This is a genomic window from Allorhodopirellula heiligendammensis, from assembly GCF_007860105.1.
Taxonomy (GTDB): Bacteria; Planctomycetota; Planctomycetia; order Pirellulales; family Pirellulaceae; genus Rhodopirellula; species Rhodopirellula heiligendammensis.
The window spans coordinates 37,193-54,715 of sequence record NZ_SJPU01000004.1 but is presented as its reverse complement, the minus strand read 5'-3'; the positions used below and the strand labels follow the sequence as shown (position 1 = coordinate 54,715).

Genomic DNA, 17,523 nt, shown 5'->3' with positions numbered 1-17,523 from the left:
AGAGCTATGCACACACTGCCACGCCGTCATTTTTTGCAAACACTTGCCGCAACCGCTGCGGTGACCGGACTGTCCGCCAAGTCAGCGTTGGCGCACGACGGTGAACATGAGCACGCACCGTTCAAGATTTCGCTGGCCGAATGGTCATTGCACAAGGCTCTGCGGAGTTCGGAGTCAGGAATATCCAACCTGGACTTTCCACGAATCGCGAAAGAAGAATTTGGCATTGATGGCGTGGAGTACGTCAATCAGTTTTTCAAGGATAAGGCGCGTGATCAGAAGTATTTGACGGACCTGAAGAGTCGGTGCGATGACCACGGCGTGACCAGCGTGCTGATTATGGTTGACGGCGAAGGCCAGATAGGCGATCCCGATCAGGCAAAACGTAAGAAGTCAGTTGAGAATCATCATCAATGGGTGGACGCGGCCAAGTTTCTGGGATGTCATTCCATCCGTGTCAACGCAGCGAGTGGTGGTAGCTACTCCGAACAGCTTGACTACGCGGCTGATGGATTGCGTCAGCTAAGTGAGTATGCGGCCCAGCAGGACATCAATGTACTCGTAGAAAATCATGGCGGTCTGAGCAGCAACGCGGCTTGGTTGGCAGTCGTTATGGAGCGAGTCGGCATGGACAACTGCGGCACTTTGCCAGACTTTGGGAATTTCCACATCCGGCGTGGAAAGGATCCAGAATCGTTTGATCGCTACTTGGGCGTGCAAGCATTGATGCCTTACGCGAAGGCAGTCAGTGCCAAAACGTACGACTTCAACGAGGCTGGTGATGAAACGTCAATCGACTACTTCAAGATCATGAAAATCGTGACGGACTTTGGCTATCACGGTTACGTTGGGATCGAGTACGAAGGTGGCCGGCTTGACGAGTACGCCGGGATTCGGGCGACCAAGGCATTGCTCGAACGTGTTCGCAAAGAGCTAGCATGAACTTGACGCACTCCGACAAGTCGCCCAAAAAGATTCTGCTCGGGATCGCAGGTGGGATCGCAGCGTACAAGGCTGCTGACCTATGCAGCAAGCTTGCCCAAGCCGGATATCACGTGCAGGTCGTCATGACCCAGGGCGCGTCGGAATTCATCGGCGAGGCGACGCTGGCCGCTCTGTCGGGGCGGCCAGTGGTGATCCATGGGTTCGATACGAGATTCCCTCTCGGCCCACATATCGAATTAGCTCGCGATTTGGATGCCTTCGTAGTCGCTCCGGCGACGGCGGCGACTCTGGCTCGCCTAGCGCATGGACTGGCCGATGATCTACTCAGTACACTTTATCTGCAGAATACCTCCCCAGTTCTGCTTGCACCGGCGATGAGTGACCCGATGTGGAATCAGGCGAGTGTGCAGAGGAATGTCGAAATTTTGCGTGGTGACGGTTGTCACATCGTCGGTCCGGAAAAAGGTTGGCTGAGTTGTCGTGTCCAGGGTACCGGTCGGATGAGTGAACCGGCTAAGATCATCACAGAAATCAACGCACTCGTTTTGTAACGCCAGAGTCACTCATGACCGTCCATGTTTTCGGACACCGTAATCCTGACACCGATGCGATTTGTAGCGCAATCGCCTATGCGGATTTTTTGCGGCGAACAACCCGCCCCGATGCGGTGGCGGCGTGCTGTGGCGCACCGAATGAGCGGACGGAGTTTGCTCTTCGTCAGGCAAAAATCGGAATGCCGCGGATCATCATGGACGTTCGCCCGGAGCTGAAGGACATCTGCAATCGCGAGATGGTCTATGCTCGCCCTTCAGACGTCTTTTACGACGTTTATAAACGGATGAACAAGCACGGCCTACGTTCGATTCCAGTGCTTGACGACAACGATTGCTTGATCGGCCTGGCGACACTGCTAGATCTGCTCGACCTCGTCTTTCGCGGGGGAATGGAGTCTGGCCAATCTCGGGGCGTCCGCTCCACGCTCCGCAATGTGGTCTCGGTACTGGGCGGTGAGTTCCAGCACGAGGTGGATCCTGATCGCACCGAAGACATGATCGTCACGGTGGGCGCAATGAGTGCGGGGGGGTTCACCGACCGGCTCAGCGAGTTCCCTCCGGAGCGATTGTTGGTCGTCAGTGGCGACCGCCCGACGATTCAATTGCCCGCCTTGGAGATGGGCGTTCGAGCGTTGGTTGTCACAGGTGGATTTGAGCTGTCGAGCGGGTTAGTGGAACTGGCTCGAAATCGTGGCGTGGCCGTGATCCGCAGTGACTTCGATACCGCCTCGACGACAACGCGGATCAAAGCGGCGCAGGTAATTGAGGACGCGATCGATCGAGATTGCCAAACTCTGTCTGCCAAAATGCCGGTGACGACTGCGAAGCAACAGATCTACCGATCATCGCAACCCATGTTTCCCGTCGTCGAGGGCAAAAAACTGGTTGGGGTGCTGAGCAAGAGTGATCTTGTCCATCCGCCACGCCCGCAGTTGATCCTGGTGGATCACAACGAACTCGGCCAAGCCGTTGAGGGAGCTGACGAGGCAGACATCATCGAGGTCCTGGATCATCACCGGCTCGGTGGCTCATTAAAGTCAACTGGTCCAATCCGTTTCACCATGGATCCGGTAGGCTCCACCTGTACTCTCGTTGCGCGGATGTTCCGTCAGGCGGCCATCGATCCTGAGCCGGGCATGGCACTGTGCATGGCGTCGGGAATCATCAGCGACACGCTGTACCTGCGCTCACCGACGACGACGGACGTTGATCGCGACATTTTGGATTGGTTACAGACCTTCTGCAAAATGCCGATGGAACAATTTGCAACAGATTTTTTTCAAATCGGCTCGGCGCTGCGATCTTGCCCGCCCGATAAGGTCGTGCGAGAGGATTGCAAGCAGTTCGAGGAAGGCGGAAAGCGGTTTTCGATCTCGCAAATTGAAGAAATCGGCTTCGATCTGTTCTGGCAGCGTCAGAGCGAATTGGCAAAGGCGCTCGAGGGATTGGCATCGGAGAATTCGCTCGACTTCTCCGCTCTGATGGTTACCGACATTTCCAGTAATGGAAGTTTGCTATTGATGAGCCGCGAGCCGGACGGTTGGGATGAGATCAATTATCCGCAACTCGAGGATATGCTTTACAAACTCGATAACGTCGTCAGTCGCAAGAAACAGTTGCTGCCGCTTATCAGTAGCTTGCTCGAATCGGCTGCGCTGCCACAATGAGCTCGCCTGACGCGTGAATACCCGCTTTATCCTGGCAATGGGATGGATCTCTTGGTCGGGTGGATCTTTATCGACGGTGCAGGTCGTATATGTCCCGGTCGCCAATGTAGCATTGAATGCACTCGTCAACACAATATGGCCGCGGCCAGGGAGATGAATACTTGAACGAATACACCGATTTGCAGTGGTGGGATGACGATCTTGCCGACCGTTTCGACGGTTTAATTTTCGATTGCGACGGCACTCTCTCTGATTCCATGCCTCTGCACTATGTCGCGTGGCGGGATACGATGTCGCAACGTGGGGTCGAGTTCACCGAAGAGCGGTTCTACTCGATGGGCGGTATGCCCACGGAAAAAATCATTTCGCTCTTGTGCGATGAACAGGGCGTCCGTGTCGATATCGACGCGACTGCAACGGCAAAGGAAAATGCCTTTGAGACATTGATGGATGAGTTGCAACCGCTCGAAATCGTTTGTGAAGTTGCGGCACGACATCGCGGGCGACTGGCGATGGCTGTCGCCAGTGGTGGTATTCGTCCCATCGTCTCACGGCAGTTGCAGCAACTTGGGATCGCCGATTGGTTTACTGCGGTTGTCACGAGTGAGGACACGGTTGGCCATAAGCCTGAGCCGGATGCGTTTTTGCGGGCTGCTGAGCTGCTCGACGTGTCGCCAGCACGCTGTCTCGTGTTCGAAGATTCACCTTTAGGATTCGAGGCCGCTGTCCGGGCGGGGATGGAGTTTGTCGACGTGCGTACCAAAATTGTGCGGTAGCCGTTGGCGGCAGTTTGATAAATTGAGCGATTTCGACGACTTGCGGAACTGGGCATCTCACGTGATCCCCAATGAACTCGCTGGGTAGGAAATTCCTTGACAGCAGAGTTTGCTTCCGCTTCTCCGGGCGAAGCGATCCTACCACAGTTGCATCAGCGTGACAAAAATTTCTGACGCCGCCGCCATGCCTTGAAAATCTCGCACACCTAGCTCACCGCTGCGAAACCCACCACAAACCCGGATGGACCATAACTTCGGCACCGGCACCATGAGCGGACGCACCACCCCACGCGCTCTGACTGAGTCTACAATCACTATCTGTCCTGAATTCGATACAAACTTGAACACCTTCTGAATGCAATGATGCAATCGACAACGACATTCAGAGTATGCCTGGTTATCGGCCTCTCGCTGGCGACGGTTTCTAACGCTGCAGCCAAGGTTGAGCGGCCAAACATTATCGTGTTTTACACTGATGACCACGGCTACGCGGATATGTCCTGCCAAGGAGTGATTGATGACATCAGTACACCCAACGTCGACGCCTTGGCAAGAACCGGTGTGCTCGCGCGGCATGGCTATAGCACCGCGCCGCAATGTGTGCCGTCCAGAGCAGGATTGTTAGTTGGTAAGTTTCAATCCAAGTTCGGCGTTGAGTCCAACGGCCACTCGCTTGCGGGTTTTGATCGCGAACTGACAATCGCTGAACGTCTGCAGAAAGCGGGATACATCACCGCTCAATTTGGAAAGTGGCACCTTGGCCCAGGGTCGCAAATTGTCGAACACGGGTTCAAGCATGTTTTCAACCAGAACTCTGGCGGGCCCTTCGTCGCCAACATCAATCTTGATGGTAGCGATCGAGAACTGTCGACTCAGCGGCAACAGATGTACCACATTGATGCATGTAGCCAAGCCGCTGCTTCGCTCATCGAGCGTTATCGGGATCATCCATTTTTCCTATACGTCGCGTACCGCGCGCCACACGTGCCCTTGGACGCCCCGCAACAGTATCTCGATCGATTTCCCGGCGAAATGCCTGAACGGCGACGGCAAGCACTCGCCATGTTGTCAGCCGTCGATGATGGGGTCGGATTGATCACTCGCACGCTGGCCCAACACCGCTTGAGAGAAAATACATTGATCTTCTACATCGGTGATAACGGGGCGCCGTTGAAAATTCATAAACTTGACGCCCCCGGAGGCGGCCCCGGTTGGGATGGATCTCTGAATGATCCACTCAACGGCGAAAAAGGCATGCTCTCTGAAGGCGGCATGCATGTCCCGTTCGTCGCCTGCTGGCCGGGAACGATTCCAGCCGGACTCGTATTCGAACACCCGGTGAGCGCGCTCGATGTCGCTGCGACCTCCGCTGAGCTCGCCATGCTCGAGTCAAAGCCAGAGGACTTCGACGGAGTTAATTTAATTCCGTACTTTACCGGTGCAAGGAAGGAAGCCCCCCATGAGTTTCTCGCTTGGCGTTGGTCTGCCCAGTCGGCGATTCGTGAGGGTGACTGGAAGCTGCTCCGCGGCGGCGATCGAGAGTATCTGTACAACTTAAAAAGTGACCTCGAAGAGCAACATAATTTGGCGGATGAACATCCCGAAATTGCTGATCGGCTGCGGGAGAAGCTATCGCATTGGGCCAGTAAACTTGATCCGCCCGGGCTGGCAAACGGTGACATGTCCAAGGCTGCAACTGACTATTTCGATTTCTATCTCGACGGCAAACCGGCATCACCTGCACCAAAGAAGTTCCTGCCGAACTCCGATTCGGCGGAGTCCAAGTCTGAGATGCAGAATCTCGCATCTCCGTGGACCATTCGAGGCGGCAAAATGACAGTCACTAGAGAAGGATTGCGATTAGAACCCCACAGACCCGATGCGCCACAAGCACCGTTCATTACCAGAAACGGCTTAAACTTGGCCGGCCCTGTTTCCGTCCGAATGGTTGTCAAGACGACAGCGTCAGGGGCACTCGGTGTCTCCTGGCGAACCTCCATGGACGAGAGTTTCGTCGAAGGCAATCGAGTCAACTTCGCCGCAGAGAAATCGGACCAGTGGCAAACCATCGAGACACGCATCCCCATTGAGTTAAAAGTCATCCACGTCCGTATTCACCTTCCGCCTGGAACGACCTCGGTCAAGTCCGTCGAACTGATTCCGACCACCGGTCCGGCCATAACGCTGATAAAGTAGCGGATCATCATTGCTGGAAAGCCAAATTCGGTGCTCACCGTTGCGGACGATCAAGCGTGCTCAGCATGCCAGTGGAGCAAAGTTTGATTCGTTTTAGCGGGAACAGAGACTCTATCGATCAGTTGTAAGCGCCGGACGAGGGGAAGTCGTGGTTTATTCACGGGTATCTAGCGCGCGGACTCACCTGCCAACGCTTTTCGACTGGCGATTTCGATTAGGCCTGGAGCCGGACTGGACATGTTTCGCTACAATGGACGCCGGCGTTCGGATCGGAAGACACCGGCGAACTGCTGTTTAGCAACCCACGAGGAAAACTATGTTGAGGCTTGGCCCGATCGCGTCGTGCACCCTAGCATTCTGCCTGATGGCGATCGCTGCAAATGCAGCGGAACCCCAATTGCTGTGGCCCGATGGGGCCCCAGGAGAACGAGGTGATATTGGTGAAGAACACGATACGACGAGCGCCGAGGAAACGACCAATCGCGTCATCCGGCTGGGAAATGTCTCCGAACCAACAATGACGCTGTATCGTGCCTCCGACAACTCCGAGACAGCGGCGACTGTAATTGTATGCCCCGGCGGCGGCTATCACATTCTCGCAATGGATTTGGAGGGCACCGAAGTCTGTGAATGGCTCAACTCGATTGGCGTCAACGCGGTGTTGCTGAAGTATCGTGTGCCACGGCGTGAAGGCTTGCCTGCTCACGCGGCACCTCTGCAGGACCTGCAGCGCGCCTTGGGATTGGTTCGTGCTCAGGCGGATTCATGGAATCTCGATCCGCAGCGGATTGGTGTGCTGGGTTTTTCAGCAGGGGGCCACCTGTCGGCGGCTGCGAGCACCCAATTCGACAAGCGGACCTATGAGCCAATCGATGACGCCGACCGAGTGAGTTGCCGGCCCGATTTTGTGATTTTGATTTATCCTGCGTATTTGGCCCAGAAGCAAGCGCTGGAGTTGCCGCCAGAGCTGAAGGTCACCGAAAAAACGCCCCCCACGTTCTTGTTCCAGACCGAGGATGATGGCACCCACGTCGAGGGAACTTTGATGTATTACCTTGCTTTGAAACGCGCCCAGGTCCCCGCAGAAATGCATCTATTTCCCAGTGGTGGCCACGGCTACGGACTACGGGGATCTGAGCGAGCTCCCGAGTCATGGCCGCAGTACGCCGAGGCTTGGATGCGAGATTTAGGCGTTCTGAACTAAAGCGTTGATCCCCATGCTTGTGCTCGTCACCGCCGTCGTCACCGCCAGTCTCTTAGGCAGTATGCACTGTGTGGGGATGTGTGGTCCGCTGGCGATCTGGGCCAGCGGTGCGGGCGAAAGTGCGTCTCGACGGCGAATCGTTTGGTCAACGTCGCTCTACCACTTCGGCCGCTTAACCACTTACGTGATCGCGGGTTTGATTGCCGGTGGGATCGGTAGCCTCGTTGATATCGGTGGCCAAACATTCGGGTTTCAATTAGCTGCCGCCCGCGTGGTCGGCATGCTGATGGTATTGATCGGGGCTTGGCGACTCATGGGATTGGCGTGGGCGATGCGAGGCGCGGGGAGAATGGCATCGGCGCCAAGTCGAGTTGGTGGATTGCTCGTTAAGTTGCGGCCCTATGTATTTCAGTTGCCGGCCAGTGCTCGAGCGTTGGCGGTGGGTATGCTGACAACGCTGTTACCCTGTGGTTGGTTGTACCTATTCGCGTTGATTGCCGCGGGGACAGGTAGCGTTCTGATGGGTGGTGTCACCATGGCGGCGTTCTGGGTAGGAACAGTGCCTGCACTGACCGCGTTAATTGCAGGAACACAAACGCTCTCACGCGAGTTCGTGAAAGTCGTGCCTGTCGTTACGGCCATTTTATTGATTGTCGCTGGCGGGTTCACAGCAACCGGACGGGGTTTCGCTGGCCTGAATTCGATGTCGGATCTAGGTGGGGGCGGTTCCCTCGATCTCATGGGCGATCGAAATGGTCAAATACCCACGGAATTCTGTAATGGCGGCGTGGGGCAGCGGGAACCGGGATCGCTCCCGTTCGCAGTCGATCAGCGGAGCGCTCCGCCGGCGGGTACCAGCACATCAGACTGATTGATGTTTAAACTATGACGCCAACTCAATCTCCTGCCATTACACCAACGCGCATTTCGCGGCCCTGTATCCATTGCGGTGAACCAACCGATAGCTACCCTGACCAACCGTCCGAAGAGATATTCTGCTGCAACGGCTGTCGCGGTGCCTATGAGCTGATTCATGGTTGGGGCTTGGAGTCCTATTACGGACTGCGTGATCAGCTTGGACGTGGAACGGCGACGCGCGTTAATGAAAAATCGCACCGCTATGATCGGTTTGATAGCGAGGAGTTTCTTGGTACTTCCACGCCGCGACGCACTGACGACGGTTTGCTGTGCAGCGAGCTTGCAGTGCATGGCCTGCACTGTGCCGCGTGTGCATGGTTGATCGAGAATGCGGCACGACACACCCCGGGTTGGAATGCGGCGCGAGTCAAGATGAGCGATCATACGGTAAGAGTTGTGTACGACCCAGCCACAACTGCGCTGAGTCAGATTGCTCGTTTGCTCGACCGACTAGGCTACGAGCTTGCACCACTCTCACCAGAGCGCGATTCTCACTTTCAGAATGAGAACCGACGTCATTTGATTCGCATTGCGGTCGCGGGGTTCTGTGCAGCCAACGCGATGTGGATCGCGGTGGCACTCTACGCAGGAGATCTGCAAAGTGTTGCGGTCGAGCATCGCTCTTTTCTAGCGTTGACCGGTACCCTGTTAGGCGTCGCATCGGTGCTGTTCCCAGGACGAACGTTTTTCGTCGGTGCTTTTGCATCGCTGAAGTCACGCGTGCCGCATATGGACCTCCCGGTTGCTCTCGGTTTGGCGGTTGGTACGGTGGCAGGAGTTGTCAATGTGATTGTGGGCGGTAATCAATTGTATTTTGATTCGCTCGCGGTGCTCGTGTTCCTACTGTTGATTGGTCGTTGGATTCAGTTTCATCAACAGCATCGGGCCGCCAAGGCTGTCGATCTGTTACTTCGTATCACGCCTCGACATGCCGCTCGCGTGAATTCCGACGGCACAATCGATACGGTATTGGTGGATATTTTGAAGAGTGGCGATTGTGTTCGTGTGGATGCGGGCGAAAGCATCCCTGTCGATGGCGAAGTTGTCCACGGCGAATCCCTACTCGATCGGTCCCTGTTAACCGGTGAAAGTGTTCCGGTTGAAATTTGCGAAGGTGGTGAGGTTTCTGCCGGTACGCTGAACCTGCAGCGGCCCCTTGATATTTGCGTACACTCAACTGGCCGCGAAAGTCGCATCGGTCGTGTGATGCAATCGGTCGAGGAAGCCATGAGTGACAAAATTCCGATCGTGCAGTTTGCGGATTCGATCGGGGGCGTGTTTGTCGTGGCAGTGACGCTGCTGGCCATTGTCACGTTTCTGTGGTGGCTACCGCAGGGGTGGGCGATGGCTGCATCCAATGCGACGGCGTTGTTGATCGTGGCGTGCCCCTGTGCATTGGCGTTGGCCACTCCACTGGCGATTGCGGTTTCTCTCGGCCGTGCCGCCAAACACCGCGTGTTGATTCGCGACGGCACCACCCTGCAACAACTCGCGCGAGGCGGACGTATCTGGTTTGATAAGACGGGAACGCTGACGACGGGACAGCCCGATGCGTGGGTTGTATGGGGAGCGTCCGACGTGATCGCTGCCGCTGCAGCGGTGGAACAGCATTGCCGGCATCCAGTTGCTGCCGCACTGGTCCGGCTAGCACGCCGCACCGGCGTCCACACGCTACCTGACGCCCAACTCGATGCGGTGTATCGCCAAGGAGTGTTGGGGCACGCTGACGAGAGTGAAATTCTGGTCGGTAGCCCATCGTTTTTACGAAACCAAGGGTTCGGATTGGGCCAGGTTGTCTTGGACGCGATCGGTGATTGTACCGGACAGGCGGCCAGCCCGATTGTCATTGCCCGTGACGGCATCGTGGAGGCCGTGGTTGCGATCTCGGATGCAATCAAACCGGAAGCCGCTGAGACCCTGACACGATTGCGGCAACGTGGCTGGGAGGTTGGTATCCTCTCTGGCGATCATCCCGAAATCGTTAATCATGTCGCTGATCTCCTCGGGGTAGACCGAGAACTCACCTTTGGCGGCCTCAGTCCTGAGGAAAAACTAGCTGCGGTGCGGGGCGACAAGCGGTTTACGACTGCGGACGTGCCAACAACCGTCATGGTTGGCGATGGGGCAAACGATGCCGCTGCCCTGGCAGCCGCAGACGTGGGGATTGCCGTCCGCGGGGGCGTGGAGGTGAGCCTGCAGGCCGCCCCTGTCTTCATTGCCGACGATCACCTCCACCGGGTGGATGATCTCATTGACGCCTCGAGGCGTACGGACTGGCTAATTCGGACTGCCCTCGCCGTTTCCCTGCTGTATAATCTAGTCGCCGTCGCATTGGCAATGAGCGGCAAAATCAGTCCGCTCGTCGCCGCAATCCTAATGCCTCTGAGCAGCGTCAGTGTCCTGGCGGTAACATTGATGTGGCCCACCTACCCGTCCCAATCACTTCCAGCCCCTCGGGAATCATTGCGGTGAGCGTTCTGTATGTCGCACTTCCACTCGCATTACTCCTTGGCGGCGGCGGATTGCTCGCCTGTGTGTTGTGCATTCGTAGCGGTCAATATGACGATCTTGATACTCCCGCAGTGCGGATGCTAATCGATGACGAGGACGCCAAACGCTAACGCTCATAGACGCTGGCCTGGCGGCGGCTCATGCTCTGAGACGGCTGGTGCGCGTCAACGACGTCCACTGCTCACTCCAGCGGACTGATACCGTCAAAGTCTCGGGGAGCCCTCTTAGCCTGACACGTGGCGGACTGTTAAGGCGCTCATTCAGTTGGGCTTTCGATTGTTGAGCAAGAACCGCACGCAATCGTTACCCAAAATTGAGCCTCGCAGCACTATCTCACAATTAAATTGGTTAGCGAGTTCTCGGCTGCAAATTCCCAATCCACCATAGCCCGCTTCGTTGACAACGACTTGATTGGCACCAAAGGCGATGTTTCGAATTCCCGCAATCACGGCAGCGGAAAGACACATCGGACAAGGCTCCGCAGTCGCTAGCAACCAATATCCACCCAGGTCGGATCTCCCGAGTGAACGACTGGCATCGGCAATCGCATTCACCTCTGCGTGTGCCGCAGGATTATTCGTCGAATTCACAGTATTATTAGCGGCAACGACCTGCGTGCCGTCGACCGCGAAAATAGCCGCCCCGAATGGATTCTCCCCTGCCTGCACGCCCGCCGCCAACGCACTTTTCATCCAACGGGTTAACTGCTGGGTGTCGACTGCATTCAGGTGGAGCGTATGATCGCGAATCATTGCGGACTTCCAATGAGATGTTTCGGAACAGGCGGGGCTTCGTGCTGTGGGTTTTGCGATGCTTCCGCAGAGCAACCTTTCCGTACAGTTGCTACTGCATGGCCCCGTCATCTGACTCTCGCCAGATTTCGTTAACTGACGGACGAGCCCATGTTACGGAACGAGAAATCCCTCGCAATCCAAATGTCAATCACGTCGCTTCTTGGGAGTAAATCAGCGCCGTGTAGGGCGGCAGTTCTATTCGACCACTAAATGGTTTTCCGTCATATGCGGACGACTCTGCTTGGATGTCGCCACTCGCTTGCCCGGCAAAATCCTCGCTATACATTCGCCGATCACTGCTAAATCGTCGGCGCCACATCCCGCTCGCAGGCAAACCAAACTGATATTGTTCGAAGTGTTGGTTTGCGAAATTCGCAATCACAACAACATCGTCTCCAGGACCACCGTCGAAACCTCGCTGAAATGCCACAACCTTATTTCGGTGATTGATATGAAACACCTCGATTCGTTGTCCGGTGAGTCCCTTCGTGTTGCCATCGAGATTCCGGCGCAAGCGAATTAGTTTCTCTGTCAGCTTGATGATGCCGCCGTGTTCGCTCGCTTGGTCCCAGTCAAGTTCATCAGCATCTTGGAACCAGCCGTCGACCAGGAATTCTTGGCCCTGGAACAGCATTGGAATCCCGGGGGCGGTTAGAACAAGTGCCAATCCGAGTGTCGACCGCTTTTGAGCGAACCAGGCGTCGGGGTCATCGGAATCAATTTCGCTGGGCACACGTGCCTTGCCGTTGGCGACCTCATCGTGTGATTCGGTATAGACGACACGTCGAAAGGCGTCGCCATCGTACGCATGATAAAGTGCGTCTCGAACTTTGTTCATGTCACGGCCCGCATCATCCGACTGGGTGATGACGTCACGAATGGGATGCACGAACGCAGCGTCCCATTGAGTCGAAAACCCCGCACCACCTTCGCTGTCTGGCTTCGTAAGATAAGCGTTATCTTGGAGGTCCTCGGCAATAGTGATCGCCGAGGGCTTGTACGCATGCACTTCTCGATTGACCCACTGTGTGAGGCCCCACCCTTCAGGAATCTCCTGCTGACCGCTGGCGTCAACACTGCGAATGTAAAGGGTCATGTCGTAGCGGAGACCATCGACGTGGAAGTCTTCGAGCCACATCATCGCGTTATCGCGGATATAGGAACGCACTTCGCCACGACCATAGTCTGGTCGCGTGTCACCCCATGGTGTGGATGAGCGGTAGTCATTGTAAAAGTAGATACCGCCCTTGTCATTTTCGCTCCAACCATCGAATTGCCATAAATCGAGATCGCTGGGACCAAAATGGTTGTAAACGACGTCGAGAATGACAGCAAATCCGGCGCGGTGCGCCTCACGCACAAATGTCTTGAATCCAACCGGCCCACCGTAGGCGGTTTCAATCGCGTACGGATGCGCGGGATTGTATCCCCAGGAAAAGTCGCCGGCGAACTCGGCGAGCGGCATGATTTGTAATGCGTTCACACCGAGCTCCTTCAGGTAGTCGAACTTGCTGATGTAGTCCTCAAAGGTCCCAACGCTGTTGTCGTCGTTTCGGCAAAACGTTCCGATATGTGTTTCATAGATAACCAGCTCATTCCACGACGCCATTTGAAATGCGTCACCTTGCCAGTCAAATTGCGGGTCATGAATGATCCCGTTACCGACGGAATTGGTCACCTCTCGAACACGCGGATCAATCCGTTGGAACGTGCGCTCGCCATTTGAAATTTCGTATTTGTATTGATCGCCAGGCTTGGCGGCTTCAATGTACGTGTACCAACAACCTCCTTGATCCCGCTCCATCACATTGGCTTTCGATCTCCAATCGTTGAAGTCGCCGATGACCGATACGTTGTCCGCATGAGGTGCCCAAACGCGGAATGCAACACCGCGATCGAGCACGATCGGCCCCATCCCAGCCGCCTGGGTTGCATCGACAGCAGATTGAGCGGGTTCAAGCGAGGGAGTTGCTGGCATTTGAAAAAAACCTAAACGGAGGTTAGCTGAACTGAAAATTAAATTGAGGAAAGGTGATGGTTTGACGCTTAATTAGCATCGTCGACGTCCACCGTGACTGCCCCTGTGTCAAGGTTTCGCTCGACTTCCACACCACCACCACTCGATGTTTCAACGTCGAGAACCTTCTCTTTACGCTCACACCCGCTCGTGATAAGTCCAAAAGTAAGAATCGCTGCTGTCAGCACAATGTTTCGTGAATGAATTCGGGAAAGCATCAGTAGATATCCTAAAGGTGGGTGAAGAGCGTCAAAGAAGTCGATGCATTGTTCACGAGCCGTGAATTTTTGCCGTTATTTTGCGTGTCACGAATCTCGGCAGGAAACCAGCTGAAGTTTGCAAAGCTCGGTTCTTCCAACCCGGTATCACGACGTCAGTATTGTTACGATAAGCTTTGTATCCTGCTTTGGCTACGTTCTCAGCAGACATGGCTTGCGATTGGAATATTGGCAAACTCGACATTCCCGAATCGTCACCGAACCCGGTTGAAGTCGGGCCGGGCTCTAAACACGTAACGTGGAGCCCAGTGCCACGCAGTTCCTCATGGAGAGCTTCGGTGAAGGATAGAACGTACGCTTTGCTGGCGTAGTAGACGCACATGTTCGGCCCTGCCTGGTATGCTGCGATCGAGCCGACGTTGAGCACGCCCCCGTGGCCGCGTTCTAACATTGATGGCAACAGTAGGCGCGTCAGGCGTGTTAGCGAAACCACGTTTAACATCAGCATTTCTGTCTGACGATCAGGCGACAGCTCAGCAAATTTCCCGAGCGCTCCAAATCCCGCATTGTTGACCAAATTATCCACTTCAATGGATCGCGTGACCAATTCTTCATGCAATTTGTCCGCAGCATGGGGCTGGGCGAGATCACAGACGATCACCATCGCATTAACGTGCCACGCACGTCGAACTTCGTCGGCAAGGTTATTGAGCTCCGACTCGCTGCGTGCGGTTATGACAATGTCGTCCCCGCCAGCAGCGAACTGTTTCGATAACTCCCGCCCGATACCCGACGAGGCACCTGTGATTAATGTCGTTGCCATGCCAAGCACCCCTGAGCAGATTTTGAGTTAAAAATAAGATCGGCTCTTCACGCGATCCCAAGCCGACGGTGCTGGCTTCGATCTCATTAGCAGGGCCGTAACGGTGACTCCTACGACGACACCCGCAAAGAACCCGGTAAGCACCGATTCGGTTGGCCGTTCTGAGATGCACTCATCGGCCCGCATGTACGCGAACTGTGCCGCCTCGCTCGCCCGCTGCACCTGATCCGAAGCGGAGTGTGCGACCTTGTCGACGATAGACTCTTGCGGGGCGAACTCGGAGACAACGGACTCGATCTCATCGTGCCCCTCACTGACACGCTCTTTGACGAAGTCCACTAATCGACAGGTCTCGTTCTTGCATTCCGCCAGTTCATCACGGTTGATGTGTGGCCAGCGTTCGGTAATCGCGTCCCGGACACTCGCCCATGCTGCGCCCTCGTCGGTACCTCGCTTCGCTTCTACTTGATTAGACATTCTGAAATTTCCTGGAGTGTGTTTGACGCAACGCGATTCTTAAATATACCTTCGGCTCTATTAGCATGTAGTCGACGCCAACAGAGCCTGACAGCTAAATCCAAACGTGCTGGTTAAGCAACTGGACCGCGGCGTCCCATGATCAACCCGATCACGAACAGTACCAGGAACACGACGAACAGGATCTTGGCAATCGAGGCGGCAGTACCTGCCAAGCCGAGGAAGCCGAATGCACCCGCAATCAACGCGATGATTAAAAAAGTTAAAGCCCAGCCTAACATGGCTATCTCCCAGTAGTAGTGTTGAATTCCGCGTAGCTGTGAACATCACGTCTCACGCGATCGAGAGAGGTGTACCCGCATTTGCCGTGCCAGAACTTAACCAACCATCAAGATTATATAATAATCAGGCAAATGATCGCAGTTTCACGAGCTCCCTAGAATGATCTTTGGTCTTGATTCTGCCCATCACATAATTCGTGCGTCTGAGACCGTTCGCGTCGATAGGACGCGTGATCGAATCTCCATCAGATTGTTCGCCCGGGCACCAATCTCACTCTACCAAGAGAACTTTTACGTCAGGCTCGCGTCGTTGTGGCGCTGACACCGCTGCGGTATTAGAACGGGTTATAGATTCAATCGCCCTTAGCAACGCCATCGTGAGCCGAGTGTCGCGAGGCACCGGCAGCGTCGCCAACCCAGCCGACAACGCGTCTCGACAGCTTAGCCCACCATGGTTGTCAAAAAAACGCTGCTCAGACGCATGCAGCTGCAGCCCGATATCCATGGTCAAAGGCTTCCTCGAACAAGGCGATACCACTCAGGTCGGTACAGGCAAAATGCACGTTTCCAATCGATCGCAGTGCCGCTGCGCGAGCAGGATGGAAAATCGCGCCAACATGCGGTTGAGGCATCGCATGTCCCCATATCATGGCATCGAGTCGCGTGATCAAGGGGCGGATATCTGGATGGGCGAGCTCAAGATCCATAATCACTGTTTCTGCGACTTCGGACCAGGTCCGGGTAAGTAGCTTCTCACGGATGATGTTCGATTGGCCGTCCGTTAAGGCTTGGTACCACGTCAGTACCGTAGGGCCGTGATCCATGCCTAACTGATGTGTCGCGTTGACGTATCCCAACGACCCCGATGGTGAGATCACATTGTCCCAACTCATTGGAAATCCAGCTTCCTCAGGCCGATCGCGTAAGTGGATGTTTGCCACTACCCATGATCCGTACGAGAAAACCTCAGTGGGGATGTCGCGTGTCTCATCTCGTGATTTCATCCAGGCCGCGTCAAGCATTCGTGTCGCCACAAATTGTGGTACCGCCACAATCACATGCTCAGCTTCCATGGTCGTCATGGCGAAGGTCTCGCAATTCATCACATCGAGCATGAGAGAGGATCGCTCGAGATTTCGATTGGACGGTGTGACCCTCGCGACTGCTTGGTTGAGTCGCAAGCGATCTCCTAATGGTTCGACGAGTTTTTTGACTAGGAATCCATTGCCCGTTGGCCAGGTCATCACGCTTTGTGACTCACCGGATTGTTCATCGAGTCGAGCGGCGAAATAGAACACGCCTGCCCACGCACTGGTTTGATCAGCACGGAGGCCGTAATCATCTCGACAAGCATAGTCAACGAGCCATCGCAGGGGCGGCGAATCGAATCCACGATCGCTCATCCACTGCGCCATCGAAATCTGGTCGAGCTTCTTGGCAAGTTCAGCTGATGAACTTTGACGCGTCGGCAAGGCAAACATACGTTTCCCATCTTCACCGACTGCAGCTGACATTCGCTTCATCTCGTCCAGGAACCGCTGCAGTTCATTTCGATCCGCTGGAGTCGCGATCGCATCAGGATACAGCCCGCCCCACCACTGTTGCTGCGCGAAGACTCGCTCCTCCGGCTCACGACACAAATACTGCTCGCTGACTTCAACCACGCCATTCTCATCAACGCGCAGCACGTCGCACTGCGTTAAAAACTCAACGAGCGGCTGATTGTCGGACTTCGGAACCGGTAGGTAGTGCGCTCCCCAAGGGAACTCGAAACCATTGGCGTTGTCGCACCGCGAGGTACCTCCGGGGACCGCCTCCAATTCCAGTACCAATATGTCCTCGATGCCCATTCGCTCTGCATGCCAGGCTGCTGATAAACCCGATACGCCGGCCCCAATGATGACGCACTGATGCTTCTCAGAAGCTGCTGGGGCTGCCTGCGATGGCGCTGTGAAATCTCGGATTCGATGACCGACGCGGTGATTCTGAAGAATCAGCTCACCTTTACCAGGCAACGGATCGGAAACCATTCTGGAAAGCCGGTCACATCCTATCGCCGACGCAAACAGACCTGCGGCGGCAGAGCCGAACGCCATTTCGACCAACTCTCGCCGTGAGTACCGCAGGGGATGCTTTCCCATC

At 55.4% G+C, this 17,523-nt stretch carries 16 protein-coding genes; 9 read left to right on the top strand and 7 right to left on the bottom strand.

The genetic code is table 11. The features are described from left to right. Window positions 1-6 precede the first annotated feature (6 nt). The 9 genes from Poly21_RS23725 (at window position 7) to ccoS (ending at window position 10,881) form a co-directional block, all read left to right on the top strand. Window positions 7-942, top strand: coding sequence for a sugar phosphate isomerase/epimerase family protein (locus tag Poly21_RS23725; RefSeq protein ID WP_146409566.1), 936 nt, complete (start codon window positions 7-9; stop codon window positions 940-942). Then, window positions 939-1,496 (top strand): flavoprotein, encoded by a 558-nt coding sequence (locus Poly21_RS23720; RefSeq protein ID WP_146409565.1) that lies wholly within the window; start codon window positions 939-941, stop codon window positions 1,494-1,496. The genes Poly21_RS23725 and Poly21_RS23720 overlap by 4 nt, the downstream gene beginning before the upstream one ends. Before the next feature lie 14 nt (window positions 1,497-1,510). Continuing rightward, window positions 1,511-3,166 carry a putative manganese-dependent inorganic diphosphatase gene (locus Poly21_RS23715; protein ID WP_146409564.1) on the top strand — a complete coding sequence of 552 codons (1,656 nt, stop codon included), beginning with the start codon at window positions 1,511-1,513 and terminating at the stop codon, window positions 3,164-3,166. A 116-nt stretch (window positions 3,167-3,282) separates the two neighbouring features. Further along, window positions 3,283-3,942, top strand: coding sequence for an HAD family hydrolase (locus Poly21_RS23710; RefSeq protein WP_302120387.1), 660 nt, complete (start codon window positions 3,283-3,285; stop codon window positions 3,940-3,942). A gap of 360 nt (window positions 3,943-4,302) precedes the next feature. Next, the gene (locus Poly21_RS23705; RefSeq protein WP_302120385.1) at window positions 4,303-6,138 is read left to right on the top strand and encodes a sulfatase family protein; all 1,836 of its coding nucleotides are present in this window, start codon (window positions 4,303-4,305) and stop codon (window positions 6,136-6,138) included. 364 nt (window positions 6,139-6,502) lie between these two features. Then, complete coding sequence (locus Poly21_RS23700) at window positions 6,503-7,342, top strand: alpha/beta hydrolase (RefSeq protein ID WP_146409563.1); 840 nt, start codon at window positions 6,503-6,505, stop codon at window positions 7,340-7,342. A gap of 13 nt (window positions 7,343-7,355) precedes the next feature. Beyond that, complete coding sequence (locus tag Poly21_RS23695) at window positions 7,356-8,213, top strand: sulfite exporter TauE/SafE family protein (RefSeq protein ID WP_146409692.1); 858 nt, start codon at window positions 7,356-7,358, stop codon at window positions 8,211-8,213. A gap of 14 nt (window positions 8,214-8,227) precedes the next feature. Continuing rightward, window positions 8,228-10,732, top strand: a complete 2,505-nt coding sequence (locus Poly21_RS23690; RefSeq protein ID WP_146409562.1) for a heavy metal translocating P-type ATPase — start codon at window positions 8,228-8,230, stop codon at window positions 10,730-10,732. After that, the gene (ccoS, locus tag Poly21_RS23685; RefSeq protein ID WP_146409561.1) at window positions 10,729-10,881 is read left to right on the top strand and encodes a cbb3-type cytochrome oxidase assembly protein CcoS; all 153 of its coding nucleotides are present in this window, start codon (window positions 10,729-10,731) and stop codon (window positions 10,879-10,881) included. Before Poly21_RS23690 ends, ccoS begins: the two co-directional genes overlap by 4 nt. A 150-nt stretch (window positions 10,882-11,031) precedes the next feature. On the opposite strand, the gene Poly21_RS23680 is transcribed toward ccoS, so the two are convergent. From Poly21_RS23680 to Poly21_RS23650, 7 genes are all read right to left on the bottom strand, one after another. Then, window positions 11,032-11,523, bottom strand: coding sequence for a nucleoside deaminase (locus tag Poly21_RS23680; protein ID WP_146409560.1), 492 nt, complete (start codon window positions 11,521-11,523; stop codon window positions 11,032-11,034). A gap of 190 nt (window positions 11,524-11,713) precedes the next feature. Next, entirely contained in the window at window positions 11,714-13,543 is a 1,830-nt protein-coding gene (locus Poly21_RS23675; protein WP_302120382.1) for an alpha-amylase family glycosyl hydrolase, read from the bottom strand. A gap of 68 nt (window positions 13,544-13,611) precedes the next feature. After that, a complete protein-coding gene (locus Poly21_RS23670) occupies window positions 13,612-13,800 on the bottom strand; it encodes a hypothetical protein (protein WP_146409559.1) in 189 nt (62 codons plus the stop codon). 52 nt (window positions 13,801-13,852) lie between these two features. Then, on the bottom strand, window positions 13,853-14,623 hold the full coding sequence (locus Poly21_RS23665) for an SDR family NAD(P)-dependent oxidoreductase (protein WP_146409558.1): 771 nt from the start codon (window positions 14,621-14,623) through the stop codon (window positions 13,853-13,855). Window positions 14,624-14,650: 27 nt separating this feature from the next. Continuing rightward, on the bottom strand, window positions 14,651-15,100 hold the full coding sequence (locus Poly21_RS23660) for a hypothetical protein (RefSeq protein ID WP_146409557.1): 450 nt from the start codon (window positions 15,098-15,100) through the stop codon (window positions 14,651-14,653). Window positions 15,101-15,213: 113 nt separating this feature from the next. After that, entirely contained in the window at window positions 15,214-15,381 is a 168-nt protein-coding gene (locus Poly21_RS23655) for a DUF1328 domain-containing protein (RefSeq protein WP_146409556.1), read from the bottom strand. Between the two features lie 473 nt (window positions 15,382-15,854). Beyond that, the gene (locus tag Poly21_RS23650; RefSeq protein WP_146409555.1) at window positions 15,855-17,522 is read right to left on the bottom strand and encodes an FAD-dependent oxidoreductase; all 1,668 of its coding nucleotides are present in this window, start codon (window positions 17,520-17,522) and stop codon (window positions 15,855-15,857) included. Window position 17,523 lies beyond the last annotated feature (1 nt).